Annotated in this window: 11 protein-coding genes; 1 reads left to right on the forward strand and 10 read right to left on the reverse strand. The window is 53.3% G+C overall.

Annotation, left to right across the window (positions count from 1 at the left end; genetic code table 11):
* Positions 1 to 10: 10 nt before the first annotated feature.
* From tcuA to C772_RS05025, 6 genes are all read right to left on the reverse strand, one after another.
* Positions 11 to 1519, reverse strand: coding sequence for an FAD-dependent tricarballylate dehydrogenase TcuA (gene tcuA / locus C772_RS05000; protein WP_008297926.1), 1509 nt, complete (start codon positions 1517 to 1519; stop codon positions 11 to 13).
* Positions 1520 to 1537: 18 nt separating this feature from the next.
* Entirely contained in the window at positions 1538 to 3031 is a 1494-nt protein-coding gene (locus C772_RS05005; protein ID WP_008297927.1) for a tripartite tricarboxylate transporter permease, read from the reverse strand.
* 15 nt (positions 3032 to 3046) lie between these two features.
* Positions 3047 to 3496 carry a tripartite tricarboxylate transporter TctB family protein gene (locus tag C772_RS05010; protein ID WP_008297928.1) on the reverse strand — a complete coding sequence of 150 codons (450 nt, stop codon included), beginning with the start codon at positions 3494 to 3496 and terminating at the stop codon, positions 3047 to 3049.
* 39 nt (positions 3497 to 3535) lie between these two features.
* Positions 3536 to 4510 (reverse strand): tripartite tricarboxylate transporter substrate binding protein, encoded by a 975-nt coding sequence (locus C772_RS05015; protein ID WP_008297929.1) that lies wholly within the window; start codon positions 4508 to 4510, stop codon positions 3536 to 3538.
* Between the two features lie 159 nt (positions 4511 to 4669).
* Positions 4670 to 5338 (reverse strand): response regulator, encoded by a 669-nt coding sequence (locus C772_RS05020; RefSeq protein ID WP_008297930.1) that lies wholly within the window; start codon positions 5336 to 5338, stop codon positions 4670 to 4672.
* Between the two features lie 11 nt (positions 5339 to 5349).
* Positions 5350 to 6945, reverse strand: a complete 1596-nt coding sequence (locus C772_RS05025) for a sensor histidine kinase (RefSeq protein WP_008297931.1) — start codon at positions 6943 to 6945, stop codon at positions 5350 to 5352.
* A 370-nt stretch (positions 6946 to 7315) separates the two neighbouring features.
* On the opposite strand from C772_RS05025, the gene C772_RS05030 reads away from it, so the two are divergent.
* Positions 7316 to 11866 (forward strand): endonuclease, encoded by a 4551-nt coding sequence (locus tag C772_RS05030; protein ID WP_008297932.1) that lies wholly within the window; start codon positions 7316 to 7318, stop codon positions 11864 to 11866.
* Positions 11867 to 11969: 103 nt separating this feature from the next.
* Here the strand turns inward: C772_RS05030 and C772_RS05035 are convergent, their stop codons facing one another.
* The 4 genes from C772_RS05035 to C772_RS05050 all read right to left on the reverse strand — a co-directional run bounded on the left by C772_RS05035 (position 11970) and on the right by C772_RS05050 (position 16187).
* The gene (locus C772_RS05035; protein ID WP_008297934.1) at positions 11970 to 13046 is read right to left on the reverse strand and encodes a YkvI family membrane protein; all 1077 of its coding nucleotides are present in this window, start codon (positions 13044 to 13046) and stop codon (positions 11970 to 11972) included.
* Between the two features lie 321 nt (positions 13047 to 13367).
* Complete coding sequence (menC, locus tag C772_RS05040) at positions 13368 to 14498, reverse strand: o-succinylbenzoate synthase (RefSeq protein ID WP_008297936.1); 1131 nt, start codon at positions 14496 to 14498, stop codon at positions 13368 to 13370.
* Positions 14499 to 14520: 22 nt separating this feature from the next.
* Positions 14521 to 15321, reverse strand: coding sequence for a GNAT family N-acetyltransferase (locus C772_RS05045; protein WP_008297938.1), 801 nt, complete (start codon positions 15319 to 15321; stop codon positions 14521 to 14523).
* A gap of 20 nt (positions 15322 to 15341) precedes the next feature.
* On the reverse strand, positions 15342 to 16187 hold the full coding sequence (locus tag C772_RS05050; protein ID WP_160162836.1) for a MurR/RpiR family transcriptional regulator: 846 nt from the start codon (positions 16185 to 16187) through the stop codon (positions 15342 to 15344).
* Positions 16188 to 16417 lie beyond the last annotated feature (230 nt).

Raw genomic sequence — 16417 nt, forward strand, 5'->3', positions numbered from 1 at the left:
CGGCTTCTGGTTAGATTGTTTGCACGGCCTGAACATGGCGGCCGGCGCTTGTTCCGGCAATTTTCCCGTATACAGCTCCTGACATCAGTCCGGATCCGCCAGGGTAATTATGATAGAAGATGCCGCCGACCATCTCGCCTGCTGCAAACAAGCCCGGAATCGGCTGTTCATTCCGGTCCAGCACATGTCCTTCCGTATCCACGTGCACCCCGCCGAACGAGAACGTGATGCCGCATGTGACAGGATAGGCATAGAACGGTCCTTCATCAATCGTATTGGCCCAGTTCGTTTTTGGCGGTTCAATGCCCTTCGTGCCTTTACCGTCTTTCACGGACGGGTTGAATTCGCCGTCCTGCACGGCTTCGTTATACTCCCTGACGGTGGCCAGGAAGGCTTCCTTGTTCACTGGAATCTTGTCAACGAGTGCTTCAAGTGTATCAGCTTCTACGACAGTCGCTTCCTCAAGGTCATATTCCGGACGGAGAAGAGGACGAACTTTGGAATCGTAGATCTGATAAGCGATGTGGTCAGGCTGCTTCAGCACTTCCTTGCCGTACTTGGCATAGGTATAGTTCCGGAAATCTGCGCCTTCATCGACAAAACGCTGTCCCTCTTTGTTCAGCATGATGCTGAGCGGATATGAGTGCTTTTTAAAAATGTCCCCAGGCTTGTTGAAGTCCCCGACTTTCGGCACATTCGCATCGGTGCCAATGGAGTGGCACCCGTCCCATTGCCCGAAACGGACCGCTCCAGCCTTAAGTGCCATGTCAATCCCGTCACCGGTGTTATATTCGGTTCCGCGGACGGCGGCCGCTTCCCACTCTTCACCGATATATTCCTTGCGCATTTCCTTATTGGCTTCAAAGCTGCCGCAGGCCAGGATGACACTTATGGCGCCAAACGTCTTCACTTCTCCGGCCACATCAGCTTTCAGGCCGGACACCCGTCCCTCTTGCCGGACAATTTCAAGCGCACGGGATTCATACAGAACATCGATTCCGAGTTCTTCCGCACGGTTGAACAGGGAGCGCATCAGCCCGATTCCCTTCTCTTTCGTCTTTAGCGGAAGGCCGCCCCAGAAGATTCGCTTTCCGTCTTCGACGAATGACTGGTTTGCTTTGTTCAGTTCGAATTCCACGCCATGACTGTTCATCCAGCGGATTGTATCAAAGGATTCCGAAACCAAAGTGCGGGCGAGATCAGGATCACTCTCATTTTTGGTGACGCGCATGAGGTCATCATAGAAATCATCCTCGGTATATTCCGGCATCACCGTATTCGCAGCTTCTTCATCTGTCAGTTCCGGCATGACTTCACGGATCTGATCCAGATTTCCGTACGCCGCGCGAATCGCGCCGTCTGTAAAGAAGGAGTTTCCGCCGCGTTTTTCTTTAGGCGCACGTTCCAATACGAGCACATGGCCGCCCTGCTCTTTCGCAGCAATTGCAGCACAGAGAGCGGCATTTCCGGCTCCGACAACAATTACATCATAATCAGTTTTCACATTTTGATTTGTCATTTGAAATCCACCCTTTGTTTACGAAATAGGATCGGCTTTGCGGCGTTGGAACGCCTTGACAATCAGTGGGTAGCAAAGCGATAGAATGATCAGCACCAACAGCGCGATGGATACTCCCGAATTGAAGAAGATTCCGAGACTGCCATTCGATGCAGAGAGAGCCATCCGGAAATTCTGTTCCATGTCGCCCCCGACAATGGCCGCGAGAATCAGCGGTGCCAGCGGGAAATCAAGAATCTTCATAACCAGACCAAAGTATCCGAAAAGGATCAGCAGGAAGAAGTCGAATGCCGTGTAGCTGAGCGTGTATGTACCGATGAATGCCAGCATGACGATGAGCGGATAAAGAATTTTCGCCGGTGTATCAAGAATTTTCACCAGCAATCCGACAAGGACAATGTTAATAATGACGAGTGCAACGTTCCCGATAAACATACTGTTGACGAGTGTCCAGACCGTTTCGGGCTGGTTTTCAAAAAGCAGAGGACCCGGCCGTATCCCGAGCATAATCAGTGCTCCAAGCATGACCGCAGTCGTACCGGAACCCGGAATGCCCATCGTAAGGAGCGGAATCATCGCGCCTACCGAAGCGGCGTTATTTGCTGACTCCGGAGCAGCAAGCCCTTCCGGGGCACCCTTCCCGAACTCTTCCGGCTTTTTGGAAAGTTGCTTTTCCGACGAGTAGCTGAGCATCGATGCGATCGTTCCGCCGGCTCCCGGCAGTACGCCGATGATGAATCCTAGCGGACCGCTGCGCAGCATCGGCATACGTGACCGTTTCCACTGATCTTTCGTAAACCAGATCTTGCCGACCTTTTTCCTCTCTTTTTTACTGTCTTCATCAATAGTCAGGAAGTTGAATAGCACTTCCCCCAAAGCGTAAATCCCGATAATGACAATAAGGAAATCGAGTCCTTCACTCAGTTCGGTAATTCCGAAAGTGAAGCGGTAAACGCCTGATTGGGTATCAATTCCGATTGTGCCGATCAGAAGCCCCAGGCTCATGGAAATGAACCCTTTGACCATTTTGCCCATCGAAAGCGAGACGATCGCGGATAATGTCAGCAGCATGAGCAGGAAATACTCGGCCGGGCCGAACCTGAGCGCAAAGTTTGCCAATGGCTGGGCCAGGAGAATGAAACCGAATACTGCCATAATGCCGCCTACGAACGAAGCCACTGCGGAAAGTGCCATCGCTTCCCCGGCCTTGCCCTGCCTGGCCATCGGATATCCGTCGAAAGTGGCCGCGATGGCCGATCCGTCACCCGGCGTGTTAAGCAGAATCGAACTTCTTGAGCCGCCGTACATGGCACCATAGTAGATGGCCGCCATCAGAATGAGGGCACTGACCGGATCCATCCCGAATGTGACAGGAATGAGGACGGCAACAGCTGTTGCGGGACCCAGTCCCGGGAGCATCCCGACAACCGTACCCAGGAAGCCGCCGATCACTATCCACAAAATATTCATTGGCTGGAGGGACGTTGTGAGTCCTTCAATAAATGCATCCATGCTGTTTCCCCCTCCTTAAGGCAAGCTGACGCCCAGCAATTCGCCGAACGCATACCAGGTCATGAATGAGAATGCGAGTGTCACAATAATATTTGAGACCCATTTCCTGGGGCCGTTGACGACGAACAGCAGTGCCCCGAGGAACAGAATCGTCGAAACGAGAAAGCCCAGCGTTTCAAATATCAGTGCATACACGACACCCAGTACAATCGTGCTGAGGATCAGCACAGGGGTCCGCCCGGTGAACAATTCCCTGATATGATCATTGGCTTCACGGGCTTTTCGGAGTTCCTGGATCAGATAAATCACAGAGAGCACAATCAGCAGGATGCTGATGCCGACCGGAAAATAAAGCGGGCCGTTCGGATTCCCCAGGTTTGCTTTCGGCAGATTAATCGCAGAGATCAGGAATGCCAGACCCACAATCATCAGGAAGACCGGCATCCCGAGCTTAAACCATTTCATACCCATTCCTCCTTATTCGAAAGGAAAAGCAGGTAAGGGTCATTGACCCATGCCTGCATCCTCTACAAGGCTTTCATACATTTCTGTCTGTTCCTTGAGAAACGCTGAGGTTTCTTCGCTGTTCATGTAATAGCTATCCCAGTCATTGTTCTCAACGATCTCCTGCCACAGCTCGGTTTCCGCCATGGCGGCCAGTTGCTCATCCCAGTAAGCAATTTCTTCTTCCGTCATATTCGGAGGGCCCATGATTCCGCGCCAGTGAGGAAAGACCATGTCGACCCCTTGCTCCTGGTACGTTGGAACATCCTCCAGATCTTCTACACGCTCCTCGGAGGAAATCCCAAGAATCTTCAGCTTTCCGGCGAGGTGCTGCTCCTTGACTTCGGACATGGAAGTGGTCACAAAATCGACGTGGCCGCCCAGCAGTGCCGTGACGACATCACCGCCGCCCTCATACACAAGGAAGTTCAAGTCTTTGGCATCAATACCGTATTCGCCCGCCAATTGAACAAGTGACAGATGGTCGTTATTGCCCAGTGCCGGTCCTACACCAATCTTGATTGACTTGGGGTCTTCCTTAATTGCATTCATCAGCTCTTCAAGGTTTGAGTATGGCGAATCCGGAGCCACTGCGATGGAAAGCCATTCCGTGGAAAGGATCGCCAGTGGAGTGAAATCTTCATGGGTTAATTCACTGGTACCCAGCAGGTTATTGGTAATCAGAAGACTGGAGTTGACGGCCAATGTGTGAGCATCTTGCTTTTCAAGATACTTCCATCCCACTTCTCCGCCGCCGCCAGGCTTATTCTGAACGTTAATATTTTCGGTGACGAGTTCATTATCCTGCAATGCTTTCTGGACCGAACGCGCAGTCAAGTCCCACCCGCCTCCCGGCGATGCGGGCGCGACAATTTCAACATTCTTGTTCGGAAAATCTGCCCCATCTTCGGCATTGCTGTTTCCGCAACCGGCCAATGCAAGCGTTGCCCCTGCGATAAGCAACCATTTCTTCATATCTATCCGTCCTCCTCATTAATCTCAGTTACTTTCTGAATTGAATAACTAAATCTTAATAGCCCGACTTATCCATGTAAACGTTTGCAAACTATTGTGTTTTATTAACGTTCTGTAAATAAAGTTCATAAAGTTCAAGGAAATAAAAGAACGGCGGAATTAACCGCCGTTTGGAAAATATCGTCTTTCGGGTCTTCCTACAATGCCATACACGCTTTCTGAACGTACCTTGCCGATTCCCGTCAGGTATTCCAAATAACGTCGGGCCGTTGTCCTGGAAGCTCCAAGCAAACTGCCGGCCTGTTCGGAAGAAACACCTTCCGGATGTCTTTCGATCAATTCGGTTACCTTTTTCAAAGTGACGGAGTCGATTCCGGACGGAAGGTCTTCAGTAGAGTTGGTTCCGGTACCGAACAACCGGTTCAAAGCATCCGGGTCAACCCGCTCCCCTTTAAGGAGAGTCCGCTTTTTCTTGACCTCATTTAGCGCTTCTCTGAATTCCTCTTTATCCACAGGCTTGACCAGATACCGGTACACGCCATAATCCAACGCTTTGCCGATAATTGCCGTTTCGTCCGCCGCAGTAATCATGATGATATCAACGCCCGGATGTTCTTCCCGTATTTCAGACAGCAAATCGGTCCCGAGCCGGTCCGGCATATAGACATCGAGCAAGACAACGTCAATTCCGCCATTTTCCAGAAACTGCAGGGACTCTGCTGCATCACGTGCTTTGCCTGCCAGCCTGAATCCGGGAACCTGTTCAAGAAAACTTTCATGAATTTGCGCAACACGGAAATCATCTTCAACGATCAGGACATTAAGCATTTCCAGTCCTCCTATCTGTTTTTCGGAAGAAATACTGAAAAAGTGGTTCCTTCGGGATTGGACTGGACTTCAATCTCTCCTCCAAGCAACCCCACTTCCTTTTTCACATTCGCCAGTCCATATCCCCTTCCCGGCCCTTTTCCGGAAATCCCGCGTTCGAATATCCGGACGATGGATTTTTCCGGAATGCCCGGACCATTATCAGACACTTCGAAAAGGATGTCCGTTCCCATATCGCTCACGAACAGGACAACCTCTCCATTTTTCTGTTTTCTCACTGCCTCCACCGCATTGTCGATCAGGTTCCCAAGAATCGTAACCAATCCGTTTAAATCGATAGAATCAGGCAGACTCGCCAGGGACGAACCCGGGTCTATCTTGAAGGAGACATGCTGTTCGGAAGCCTTCGCCAGTTTTCCGAGAATGATTGCCTGCAGTTTTTCATCACGGATCGACGATGAGACAAGCCTGACATAGTTCTCTTGGCTTTGTGTTTCATCGCGAATAAAAGATATCGCCTGTTCGTTTTTGTTAAGCTGGATCAGCCCCAAGATGACGTACAGCTTATTTTTATATTCATGTGTCTGGGCACGCAAGTCTTCAGTTACGCGACGGGTCTCAGACAGGGAAGCAGACATTTTCCTGAGATCTGTTTTATCCCTGAAAGTTAAGATCGTTCCCGTTATCCGGCCTTCTGTCCGGATGTGCTGCCTGCTTGCAATGATTGTAAGATCACCAAGTTCGAATTCCTCGTCTCCTTGAAATCCTTCTTTTAGGAAAGGGAAGTCCGAATCACCGATTACTTCCGTGATCAGCTTTCCTCTTACGGTTCCTGTGACCCTAAATAGCCGTTTTGCTGCCGGATTCATCATGCGTACCCGTCTTTCTTCGTCTGTCACAATCATCCCGTCAGTCAACGCAGAGAAGACCGTCTTCCGCTCTTGATATAAGAACGCAATCTCTCTCGGCTCGAGCCCCAGTGTATCTTTCTTGATATCTCTGGCAAGCAGGAAGCTTCCGAGCAATCCAACGATTAAAGCGATTGATGAAACAGTCAGTATAGGTATGGACTCCCTGATTACACTTTTTATGATCAGCCTTCCGTCATAAATGACCATGATGGTACCGTCAATCTTCTTGTAATCCCCGTAATCAACTAAGAGGGGTGATACACCAACCAAAGTCATCTTATTGGTTCCTAGTCTCTCTATGTAGGAGCTGCCAAAAATAATCGCCTTGTCTATCGGCGGATGATCAAAAACCTTTAAGATCATCTCCTCATCTCCTGCGGTAACAAAGAACCGCTCGCCTTCGGTCATCACTACAGCAGATGCATTTGTATCACGGAGCAGGTTATCCATGATATTTCTCAGTTCCGGTATATCCTCTTTATCTTGGAGACTTTCCTGCACCGTCGGCATATAAGACAGCGCTCTAGCTGTCTGATAAGCCATCTTTTCCGCAGCCTTAATGTCTTCCCTATACTCAAAAAAGATGAAAATTCCCGTGATGGTCACAACGATAAACAGGATCAGGGCCGTGACCAGCCCTAATATCTTCAATTGAATCGACACGGAACTCTGTATTTGTTCGAACAGTTTTTTCATTAAAATTCAACCAATTCTTTTTATCTCATCATATCATATCTGCGATTTACAACGCCGGCCACTCTTTATAAACAAGCCTACTAAAGCCCTCCCCAGACTGGGCCTATCTGCCCAGATTTGTGTCCACCCTCTCTTTTCACTGATTCAAAACGAATAGTTTAATAGAATCAAAAGTCCAAACTTTAGCAAAAAGCATTGTCACGCCTTTTAGCCCCCGCCATGATAAGCAGGAAGGGAGGAATCGGAGTTCATTAAAAGGCTGACGTTAAGATTCTGTAAGCTTTGCTAAGATTCCATTGATTCTATTGAACTGTCCCTGATTCTCACCCACGATGCATAGTGGACACTCACAAAAAGGAGCGAAATCTAAATGGACCAAAAGCGTTGGCGCAGGCCGCTGAACGGCCTGCTGTCCGCAAGCCTCATGCTGAGCCTGATGGTTCCGGCGATTCCGGCAACCGCAAATGCGGAAACTGCTTCGGAAGACCTGCTAATCTCGGAATACATTGAAGGCAGCAGCTACAACAAGGCACTCGAGCTGTACAATGGCACCGGTGCTGAAGTTGACCTCGGGGCTTATTCCCTCGAACTGTATGCAAACGGTTCAGCCTCACCGAGCAACTCACTGAAACTTTCCGGAACACTTGCACAGGGCGAGACCTATGTACTGGCACATAACCAGGCGGCCTCCGATATTACCGGTAAGGCCGACCTGCTGAACCAGACCGTCATCAACTTTAACGGGGATGATGCGGTCGTCCTGAAAAAGGACGGGCAAGTCGTTGATTCCTTCGGACAGGTTGGCACAAGGGCGAACTTCGGGACCGATCTGACACTTGTGCGCAAAGCGGCTGTTTCATCCGGGGATAAAGTCATCGATGATCCATTCGACCGTAACGTTGAATGGGATGCATTCGGTAAAGACGACTTCTCTAATCTCGGCAGCCACCTTCAGGAAGGCGGACCATCTGATCCTGAAGAGCCGGTTGACACCATCTCCATTGCGGATGCCCGTGCACTGCCTCTCGGCGAAACCGTTACCATCAAAGGCGTGGTCGCTGCCAATCTGAAAAACACGATCTCCGTCCAGGATGAAACAGGCGGCATCGCAATCCGCCCCACTTCCCTCGGTCTTGAAGTCGGCGAAGAAGTGACCCTGACCGGAACACTCGCCGACTACCGCGGGCTCCTTCAGCTTGACGGCACGACTGTAGTCAGCCGCGTGGACGCGGAAGCACCAACGGCAAAACCCGTCACGGGCGACCAGATCGGCGAAGCGATTGAGTCGCAGCTGGTCACCGTGAGCGGCGTCACGCTCGGCGAGATGTCCGGCGGCAGCTCGTGGGCAAACTTCACCGCAACCGACGGCAATGGCGAGTTCATCGTCCGTGACGAAACCAACCAGCTGGGCCTCGAGGAAGGCATGGCCTACGAGTCGGTCACCGGCATTGTCCAGCAGTTTGATGACGGGTATCAGATCATCCCTCGCGATGCCGAAGACATTGTCGCTGACAGCACGATCCTTCGTCCGGCATCGGCAACTCCGGGATCCGGCACGTATGTCGGTACCCAGGAAGTGACCCTATCGACGACTACTGCGGATGCCGACATTCTTTACACAGTGGACGGCTCCACTCCGATTGAAAACGGTACAGTCTACGAAGGACCGGTCACCGTCAGCGAAGACACTGTCCTGAAGACTGTGGTCCGGAATGCGGACGGCGAATTCAGCGAAGTGTCCACATATGAGTACACGATCACCGACGCGCTCCGTATCCATGACATCCAGGGCGCCGACCACTTCTCGTCCTTCGACGGCCAGCGGGTCGAAGGTGTGGAAGGGATTGTCACGTACCACTATGAGCTAAACGGCTCGCATTATTACCACGTCCAGACACCGGACGGGCTTGCGGATGAAGACCCGCACACATCCGAAGCGATTACACTCTACGCAGGAAGTAAAGGCTGGCCGGTCCAGGTCGGCGATCTTGTTTCTGTCTCCGGTGAAGTGAGCGAGTATGCCATCGACGGCTACTCCGACCGTCATGAATCCGATCTCCCTGTCACACAGATCAATGTGCGCGATGATCGCGGCGGGCAGGTGACTGTTCTCGAGCGCGGACTCGACCTTCCTGAACCAGTCGTGATCGACGAGTCGAACCTCCCTACCGAGACCGTTGACGATGACGGGCTCACCGTCTTCGATCCGGAGTCCGATGCCATCGATTTCTGGGAAAGCCTTGAAGGCATGCGCGTGACAGTCGGTAACGTCCGTGCGGTCGGGCCTCAGGAACACGGAGACCTTGTCACCGTACTTGAAAACTGGCCTGAGGAAACAATCCACGGCGGCATCCTTTACAAGGAAGGCGACCAGAACGCGGAGCGCATCCAGTTCCGCCTCGAGCCAAACGACTCCGCGCGTGACTTTGAAGTTGCGACAGGCGACCGGTTCGAAGGCCCGAACACCGGCGTCGTCGGCTATTCGTTCCAGAACTACAAGATCTTCGCTTCCCTCGATGAGATGCAGGCGAACCATGTAGAAGGCGACACTTCGCCTGAACAAACGACAATCGTTAAAGATGAGGACAAGCTCACAATCGCCTCCTATAACCTTGAGAACTTCTCGAACAACACAAAGACCACCTCCGATGACAAGGCGCGCAAGCTCGCCCGCGCATTTGCCGTGGACATGCAGAGCCCCGACATCATCGGCGTGACCGAAGTCCAGGACAATAACGGCCCGGATGCCGGTGACTCCGATGCATCCGAGTCATACCAGCGCCTGATCGACGCCATCGTCGAAGCGGGCGGCGTCCGCTATGAGTACGCCAACATCAACCCGGTCAACGATGAAGACGGCGGCCAGCCGGGCGCAAACATCCGTGTCGGCTTCCTCTACAACCCGGAACGCGTCTCACTCACTGACGGCATTCCTCACGGCGACGCGACAACCGCTGTCGGCTACGAAGACGGCAAGCTGACGCTGAACCCGGGCCGCATCGCTCCGAACGACCCGGCATTTGAAGACAGCCGCAAGCCGCTTGCCGCCCAGTTCGACTTCCAGGGCGAAAGCGTCGTCGTCATCGCGAACCACTGGAATTCCAAGAGCGGCGACACGCCGATCTTCGGCAAGGTCCAGCCTCCTGTCCTCGGCAGCGAAGCGCAGCGCATCGAAATCGCCAAGCTGGTTCATGGCTTCGTTGAAGACGTGAAAGCGGACAACCCGGACGCAAATGTCGTCGCGGTCGGTGACTTCAACGACTATCAGTTCGCTGAACCGCTCAAGATCCTTGAAGGCGACATCATGACGAACATGATCCACCATGTCGAAGCGCCCGACCGCTACACGTACATTTATCAGGGCAACTCGCAGGTGCTTGACCATATCGTCGTCTCGAACAACCTTGTTGAAGATACGGAGATTGACATCCTGCATGTAAATGCGGACTTTACCGACATGGCGGGCCGCGCAAGCGACCACGACCCGCTCATGGTCCAGATTGACCTTGCTGAAGGAATGGAATTCGAACCGATCGAACCAAAAGACCACTATGTCTTTGACAAGCCCGGCAAGAAAAAAGTGACAATCGGCAAACAGAGCGTCTCCGTCACGATTGGTGAACGCGGAGTGATTCCGAACGGTCTTCACCTGAATGGCCGCTACGCAGAACTCCACGGCGAAGGATTCAAAAACCAGACGGTCTACGTAAAACCGAAAAAAGACGGCACGATCATTGATGCCAAAGGCACCGGAGTGAAGGAACTGATCATTGAAGGTGCGAAGCCGCTTGAAATCCGTGGCGGAGAAAACATCCAATCAATCCAATTTGAAAAGAAAGCTTCTCCGGAGCTTCTGACCCTCTATGACTCCAAAGGCCGTCTGATCGGCCTTCCGGGCGAAGACAAGCCGGTTCCTGAAACGAACCGGGCGCCTGAAATATCTGCTAAGTTTGAAGACAAGACTGTAACCGAAGGCGAGCCAGTCTCCATCGACCTGTCGGAACATTTCACAGATCCTGACGGCGACTCGCTCTCTTATTCTGCGACAAAAGGAACCATCTCCGGCAGCACACTGACGCTCGACCTGGAAGCCGGCACGCATCTCGTTGCGGTCACCGCAACGGACGGCAAGAAAAGCGCAACTGCGCGCTTCAGCGTGACTGTGGAAGAGGCCGAGCAGCCGGTGATCCCGGAGGAACCGGTGAATCCTGACGGCTATTACAGCGGAACGGAAGGTCTGGAGGGTGAAGCCCTTAAAGCCGCCCTCCACGACATCATTTCTGAACAGGAAGTCCTCTCCTATTCCGAGGTGTGGGAAGCGCTGCGCCTGACGGATGAGGACCCTGACAATCCGAACAACGTCATCCTGTTCTACTCCCAGCAGTCCCGCTCCAAGGACCGCAACGGCGGACAGGTCGGTGACTGGAACCGTGAGCATGTCTGGGCAAAATCCCATGGTGATTTCGGGACATCCAAAGGCCCCGGCACAGACATTCATCATCTGCGTCCGACAGACGTCCAGGTAAACAGCTCCCGCAGCAACCTGGACTTCGACTACGGCGGCAACCCGGTCAACAACTGCAGCGGATGCCTGCGCGACGGTGATTCATTTGAAGCGCCGGATGAAGTCAAAGGCGATGTTGCCCGGATGCTCTTCTACATGGCAACCCGCTATGAGGAAGGCGACCGTGTCGACCTTGAACTCAACGAACAGGTAAACAACGGCAAATCCCCGTTCCACGGCAAACTGTCTGTCCTGCTCGAATGGCATGAGATGGACCCGGTCAGCGAATTTGAACGGAACAGAAACGAGGTCATCCACGATATCCAGGGCAACCGCAACCCGTTCGTCGACAACCCGGAATGGGCGGAGTCGATCTTCGGCAACGGTGCAGAAAACCAAGTGGACCCGGCAGCATAAGCAATAGAAAGGAAGGCCCGGCATTGAGCCGGGCCTTCCTATTGATTAAAAAACAGGGAGGCCGCATCAGCCGGCGCCTCCCTGTTTTTGTATGATGGAACCCTTATGATACAGTTTCGCTTCCAACCCTTGCGCCAAGTGCGACTTTCCTCACCCAATAGATGACGACCGCGGCGATGAGAACCAGACCGAGATAGCCCGTAATCGGGTAAAGCGTACCGACGAGGCTGACAAATCCGACAAAGCTGAGTGCAAAGCCGCCGATTCCAAACAGGACAACCAGGGCTTTAAACCGCTTCGTGCCGGCTTCCGACACCCGTGCAGTAAAGGAATACAGCATCCCGACCGCAGTATTGTAGATCATGCAGAGCAACACCACCGCCATGATATTGGCGAGAATCGGGGAGATCTCTGCGGCAAGCGCCAGTGTCGGCATCGCCGCTCCGCCGACCGCATCCAGTTTGGTCAGCATCGCCACGTTCACAAGCAGGATCAGGACACCAAGAAGCCCCCCGCCGATCGCTCCTCCGAGCGCAGCCGTCTTGCGGTCCTTCACCGTACCGCCCATGACTGCCAGCATCGATGCACTGCACGCAATGTTAAACGATACATACAGGAAGGCACTCAGGAGCCAGTGAGGCGCAGCCGCGTCCTGTTCCTGTGCCAGGCGAGCAATCTCTGCTCCGGAGATATCTGCCGTCATGACCGAATAGCCCGCCAGGAGAATGATCATGGCAACCAGGAATGGCGTGACAGCCCCGATCACCGTGATGATTTTCTGGACATTCAGCAGAACGGTCACCATAGTGGCCACGACCATGAACAAACTGCCGACAACGGCAGGAATCCCGAACTGTTCCTCAAAAAGCGAACCTGCGCCGGCATACATGATGACCGCCACTCCAAAGAGGAAGAACGTGATCACGGCATCCACGAACATGCCGATCGGCTTTCCGCAGATTTTATAGATGATTTCCTTATGGGACTTCGACTTGAGTGAACTCCCGATGCTTGCCAGATTCATTCCGATAAATGCAAAAACTGCCATGGCGGCGATTCCGCCGGCAACCCCCCATAATCCGAAGCTGGTGAAAAACTGAAGAATCTCCTGGCCCGAGGCAAATCCTGCCCCGACCACTACCCCTGCAAATGCTGCGCCTAGACGGATACTCTCTTTCAACTTGCATTCCCCTCCGTTGTCGGGAAGGTTACCTGTCCATAATCCATAAAACAGTCCATCCCCCGGTTGTTTTTCTGCGTTGTCGATGATTCCGTGACCAAGTAAGCGTTTTCTATTATTTAAACACGATACTCCGAAAACTCTCAACATTCAAGTAGTCTTGGGGAAATTGCATCATATTAGATCAAATTACCCATGCAAATCCCGTTTTGCTGTGCCCTCTAATGGTCGTACAAGGAGGCGGAATATTCAGTCCTATAGCTTAAAAGGAAAGCGGTGCCTGCACTGCACCGTCAATTTCCTCCAGGCCTTACGCTCCCCTCAGCGGGCGGCCTCTGTCCCTTCGGCACGGAAGACTTCTTCCCCGACCGTGTACTTGTTCACTTTTTCAAGATCCGGCTCGTAGCCGATTCCATATCCGGAAGGAACGGTGATTTCACCGTCCACAGCCTCAACTGCGGGCGTGATGATGTCTTCTTCCCAGTATCGGTCGGATCCTGCCGTATCCCCCGGCAGCGTGAATCCGGGAAGCGTCGTCAGCGCGACATTGTGCCCGCGCCCGATACCCGCCTCCAGCATCCCGCCGCACCAGAGATCGATGCCTTTCCCGACACAGTAATCGTGAATCTTCTTCGCTTCGGTCAGACCGCCGACCCGCCCGATTTTCACATTAATGATCTTGCAGCTGCCGAGTTCGACCGCCTTGCGCGCATCTTCGAGTGAGTGGATGCTTTCATCCAGGCAGACCGGCGTCTCGAGCTCTTCCTGAAGCTTTGCATGATCGATAATGTCATCATGTGCAAGCGGCTGCTCGACCATCATGAGATCGAAGTCATCCAGCATCTTCAGAAGTTCGATATCCTCCAGCGTATAGGCGGAGTTGGCGTCCGCCATGAGCGGCACGTCCGGGAAGGCCTCTCTGACCGCCCGTAGAATTTCGATGTCTGCACCCGGCTTTATTTTCAGCTTCATGCGCTTGTACCCCTGTTCGATAAAGCCGCGGACCGTCTCAACCATCTTCTCCTTGCTGTCCTGGATGCCGATGGAGATGCCGACGTCGATCTTCTCCTTATCACCGCCAAGCGCTTCCGCAAGCGTCAGTTTGTTCCGTTTCGAATACAGATCCCAGACGGCGCCCTCTACCGCGGCTTTCGCCATATTGTTTCGGCGGATCGGAGCGAAAATTTCATTGACCTCATCTGGATGGCTGATTTCCCTGCCGATCAGCAACGGAACGAGGATGTCGCGGATGACGTGTACGTTCGTCTCGACCGTTTCTTCCGCATACCAGGGATAGGAAAACGCGACCGACTCCCCCCAGCCGGAATTCCCTTCCTCGTCAATCGCCTCGATCAGGAGGAACGGCTTGTCCTGCATCGTCCCGAAACTCGTCGTAAATGGATGTTTCATGCGCATCTCCATGCGCCGCATTCGGATCTCTTTGATGATCAAACTTCCCATCTCCCTTCCAGTGTTAAAGCCGGACATGCTCTTTTTTGAACAGCACGTATTCGTTCAGGCGGCCGTCCTTTCTCCTGACGTCGGCCAGCACGTAGCCGGTCCCGAATGCCTGTGTGAAGATCTTTCTCGTCTTCTCCCGCCAGTCGATGGCAAGCGCCATGTCTTCCTTCCTCATTGCCTGGAAGTCGGCGGGGACCGGAACGGTAAAAGCCTCTGAATCCGGCACATTGCCCGGCTGATCCAGGACAGGCTGTCCCGAGCCGCTGAACGACACTGTGTACGGCTGCGCCTCAGCCAATTCCGGCTGGCGGATACCGTCCGTCACGCGCTGGCTGCTGATCCACCAGTCCAGCCGGAAGCGGTCCGTCGGGAGCCCTGCGTTCAGCGGATCCTTCATCTCGCCATAACAGTTTTCCCAGTAGGTGCTGACCACGCCGCCGAGCTTTCGGATATTGAGGTAGGCATTGCGGCTCTCGAGCGGGTCGAACGTCCATTGGATCCAGTCATAGCCGATTTCCCTCGCCATTTCCGCCTGGCGCCGCTTTAGCGCTGCTCCGAGTCCCGAGTGCCGGTATTCGGGCAAAAGCGCCAGCATATGCGAGCAGAGATACGGCTTCTGTCCATCAAAACCGGCAAAACTGTATTGGAAGCCCACTGCCCGGTCACCGATGAAAGCACCGATCAGGAGACCGCCATTCTTCATCGCCGTCATGAACTGCTGGGGCGGCGTGGAACCTCCCCAGACGGCCCGCTCCAGCTCAGAGGCCTGGTGGACTTCCTCCTTTTCAAATGGCCGGATCACCGGCTGCTCCATGTCCATTCCTCCCCTGCGTTTCAGATGCCTTCTACATAGTAAAATCCGCTATCGATTTCCCGTGCCGCTTCCTGCCGCTTTTTCACTTCGGCAGGGTTCTTCACGCACAGCGCCGCTACAAGCGCATTCAGGAACGAAAAAAGAGGCGCAGCCTTGTCGACTGTCGAGGCCCCCGACTCGATGGAAAACAGGACATCGCAGGATGCAGATACCGGGGCGGACAGTGAATCGCTGATGCCGATCACAAAAGCCCCTTTCTTTTTCGCGAGGTCTGTGATTTCGAGTGTCTCTTTCAGATAGCGATGAAAGCTGAAGACGATGACGACGGAGCGGCTGTCTGTCAGGGCCATCGAAAGGGCCGGATCCTCCGCCTGGGGATGCATGACATGCACACCGTCACGTACAAACCTGAGCATCAGTGCCAGCCATGAGGCAGCAGGATAAGAAGCCCGGAGACCCAGCACGGATATGTTCTCGGCTGTGAGGATCTCTCTGACAGCCCTGTCCAGCTGAACCGGGTCGATGCCTCTGGCCGTCTCGGCAATCGCACGCTGGTCGCGCTCCATGACCTTCTCAAAAATCCGGCTTTCCTCGCCGATCGTCAGCTTGTCATCCTGGTAATCCGAGAAGCTGCTTTCAGGCGTATACAGTTCTTCCCGGATCGCCTTCTGCAGCGCCGGGTAACCTGTGAATCCCATATTGTAACTGAAGCGGATGACCGTCGACTCGCTTGTTCCGGTCCGTTCCCCAAGCTCGGAACCCGAACAGACCGCCACTTCATGAGGGCGTTCCATTACATACTCGGCCACTTTCCGCTGCCCCCTCGGCAGCTTCAGTATCTCCCGGTGGACCAATCCCTTCAACATCATCCCGTACACCCCATTCGACTGTATGTAATCACCGCAACATCAAGAAGCCCGCAAGCGGGCGGGACAAAGTTGAGCCGGGCCTGCAATGGTTGCCCGAACTGCTTTGAAGGAATTCCTGCAAAACTTTTCCATAATGAAGGAAACCCTTCAACCTGGTTTTACACTAACATGATTAAGAGAGTGACGCAATATATTTCTGAATATTACCTTTCCTTTATGTTGATAGA

The organism is Bhargavaea cecembensis DSE10 (genome assembly GCF_000348905.1).
Lineage (GTDB): Bacteria > Bacillota > Bacilli > Bacillales_A > Planococcaceae > Bhargavaea > Bhargavaea cecembensis.

Coding starts and splice junctions, on each gene's coding strand:
- tcuA (WP_008297926.1), bottom strand. CDS start 1,519: ATGACAAATCAAAATGTGAAAACTGATTATGATGTAATTGTTGTCGGA.
- C772_RS05005 (WP_008297927.1), bottom strand. CDS start 3,031: ATGGATGCATTTATTGAAGGACTCACAACGTCCCTCCAGCCAATGAAT.
- C772_RS05010 (WP_008297928.1), bottom strand. CDS start 3,496: ATGAAATGGTTTAAGCTCGGGATGCCGGTCTTCCTGATGATTGTGGGT.
- C772_RS05015 (WP_008297929.1), bottom strand. CDS start 4,510: ATGAAGAAATGGTTGCTTATCGCAGGGGCAACGCTTGCATTGGCCGGT.
- C772_RS05020 (WP_008297930.1), bottom strand. CDS start 5,338: ATGCTTAATGTCCTGATCGTTGAAGATGATTTCCGTGTTGCGCAAATT.
- C772_RS05025 (WP_008297931.1), bottom strand. CDS start 6,945: ATGAAAAAACTGTTCGAACAAATACAGAGTTCCGTGTCGATTCAATTG.
- C772_RS05030 (WP_008297932.1), top strand. CDS start 7,316: ATGGACCAAAAGCGTTGGCGCAGGCCGCTGAACGGCCTGCTGTCCGCA.
- C772_RS05045 (WP_008297938.1), bottom strand. CDS start 15,321: ATGGAGCAGCCGGTGATCCGGCCATTTGAAAAGGAGGAAGTCCACCAG.
- C772_RS05050 (WP_160162836.1), bottom strand. CDS start 16,187: ATGTTGAAGGGATTGGTCCACCGGGAGATACTGAAGCTGCCGAGGGGG.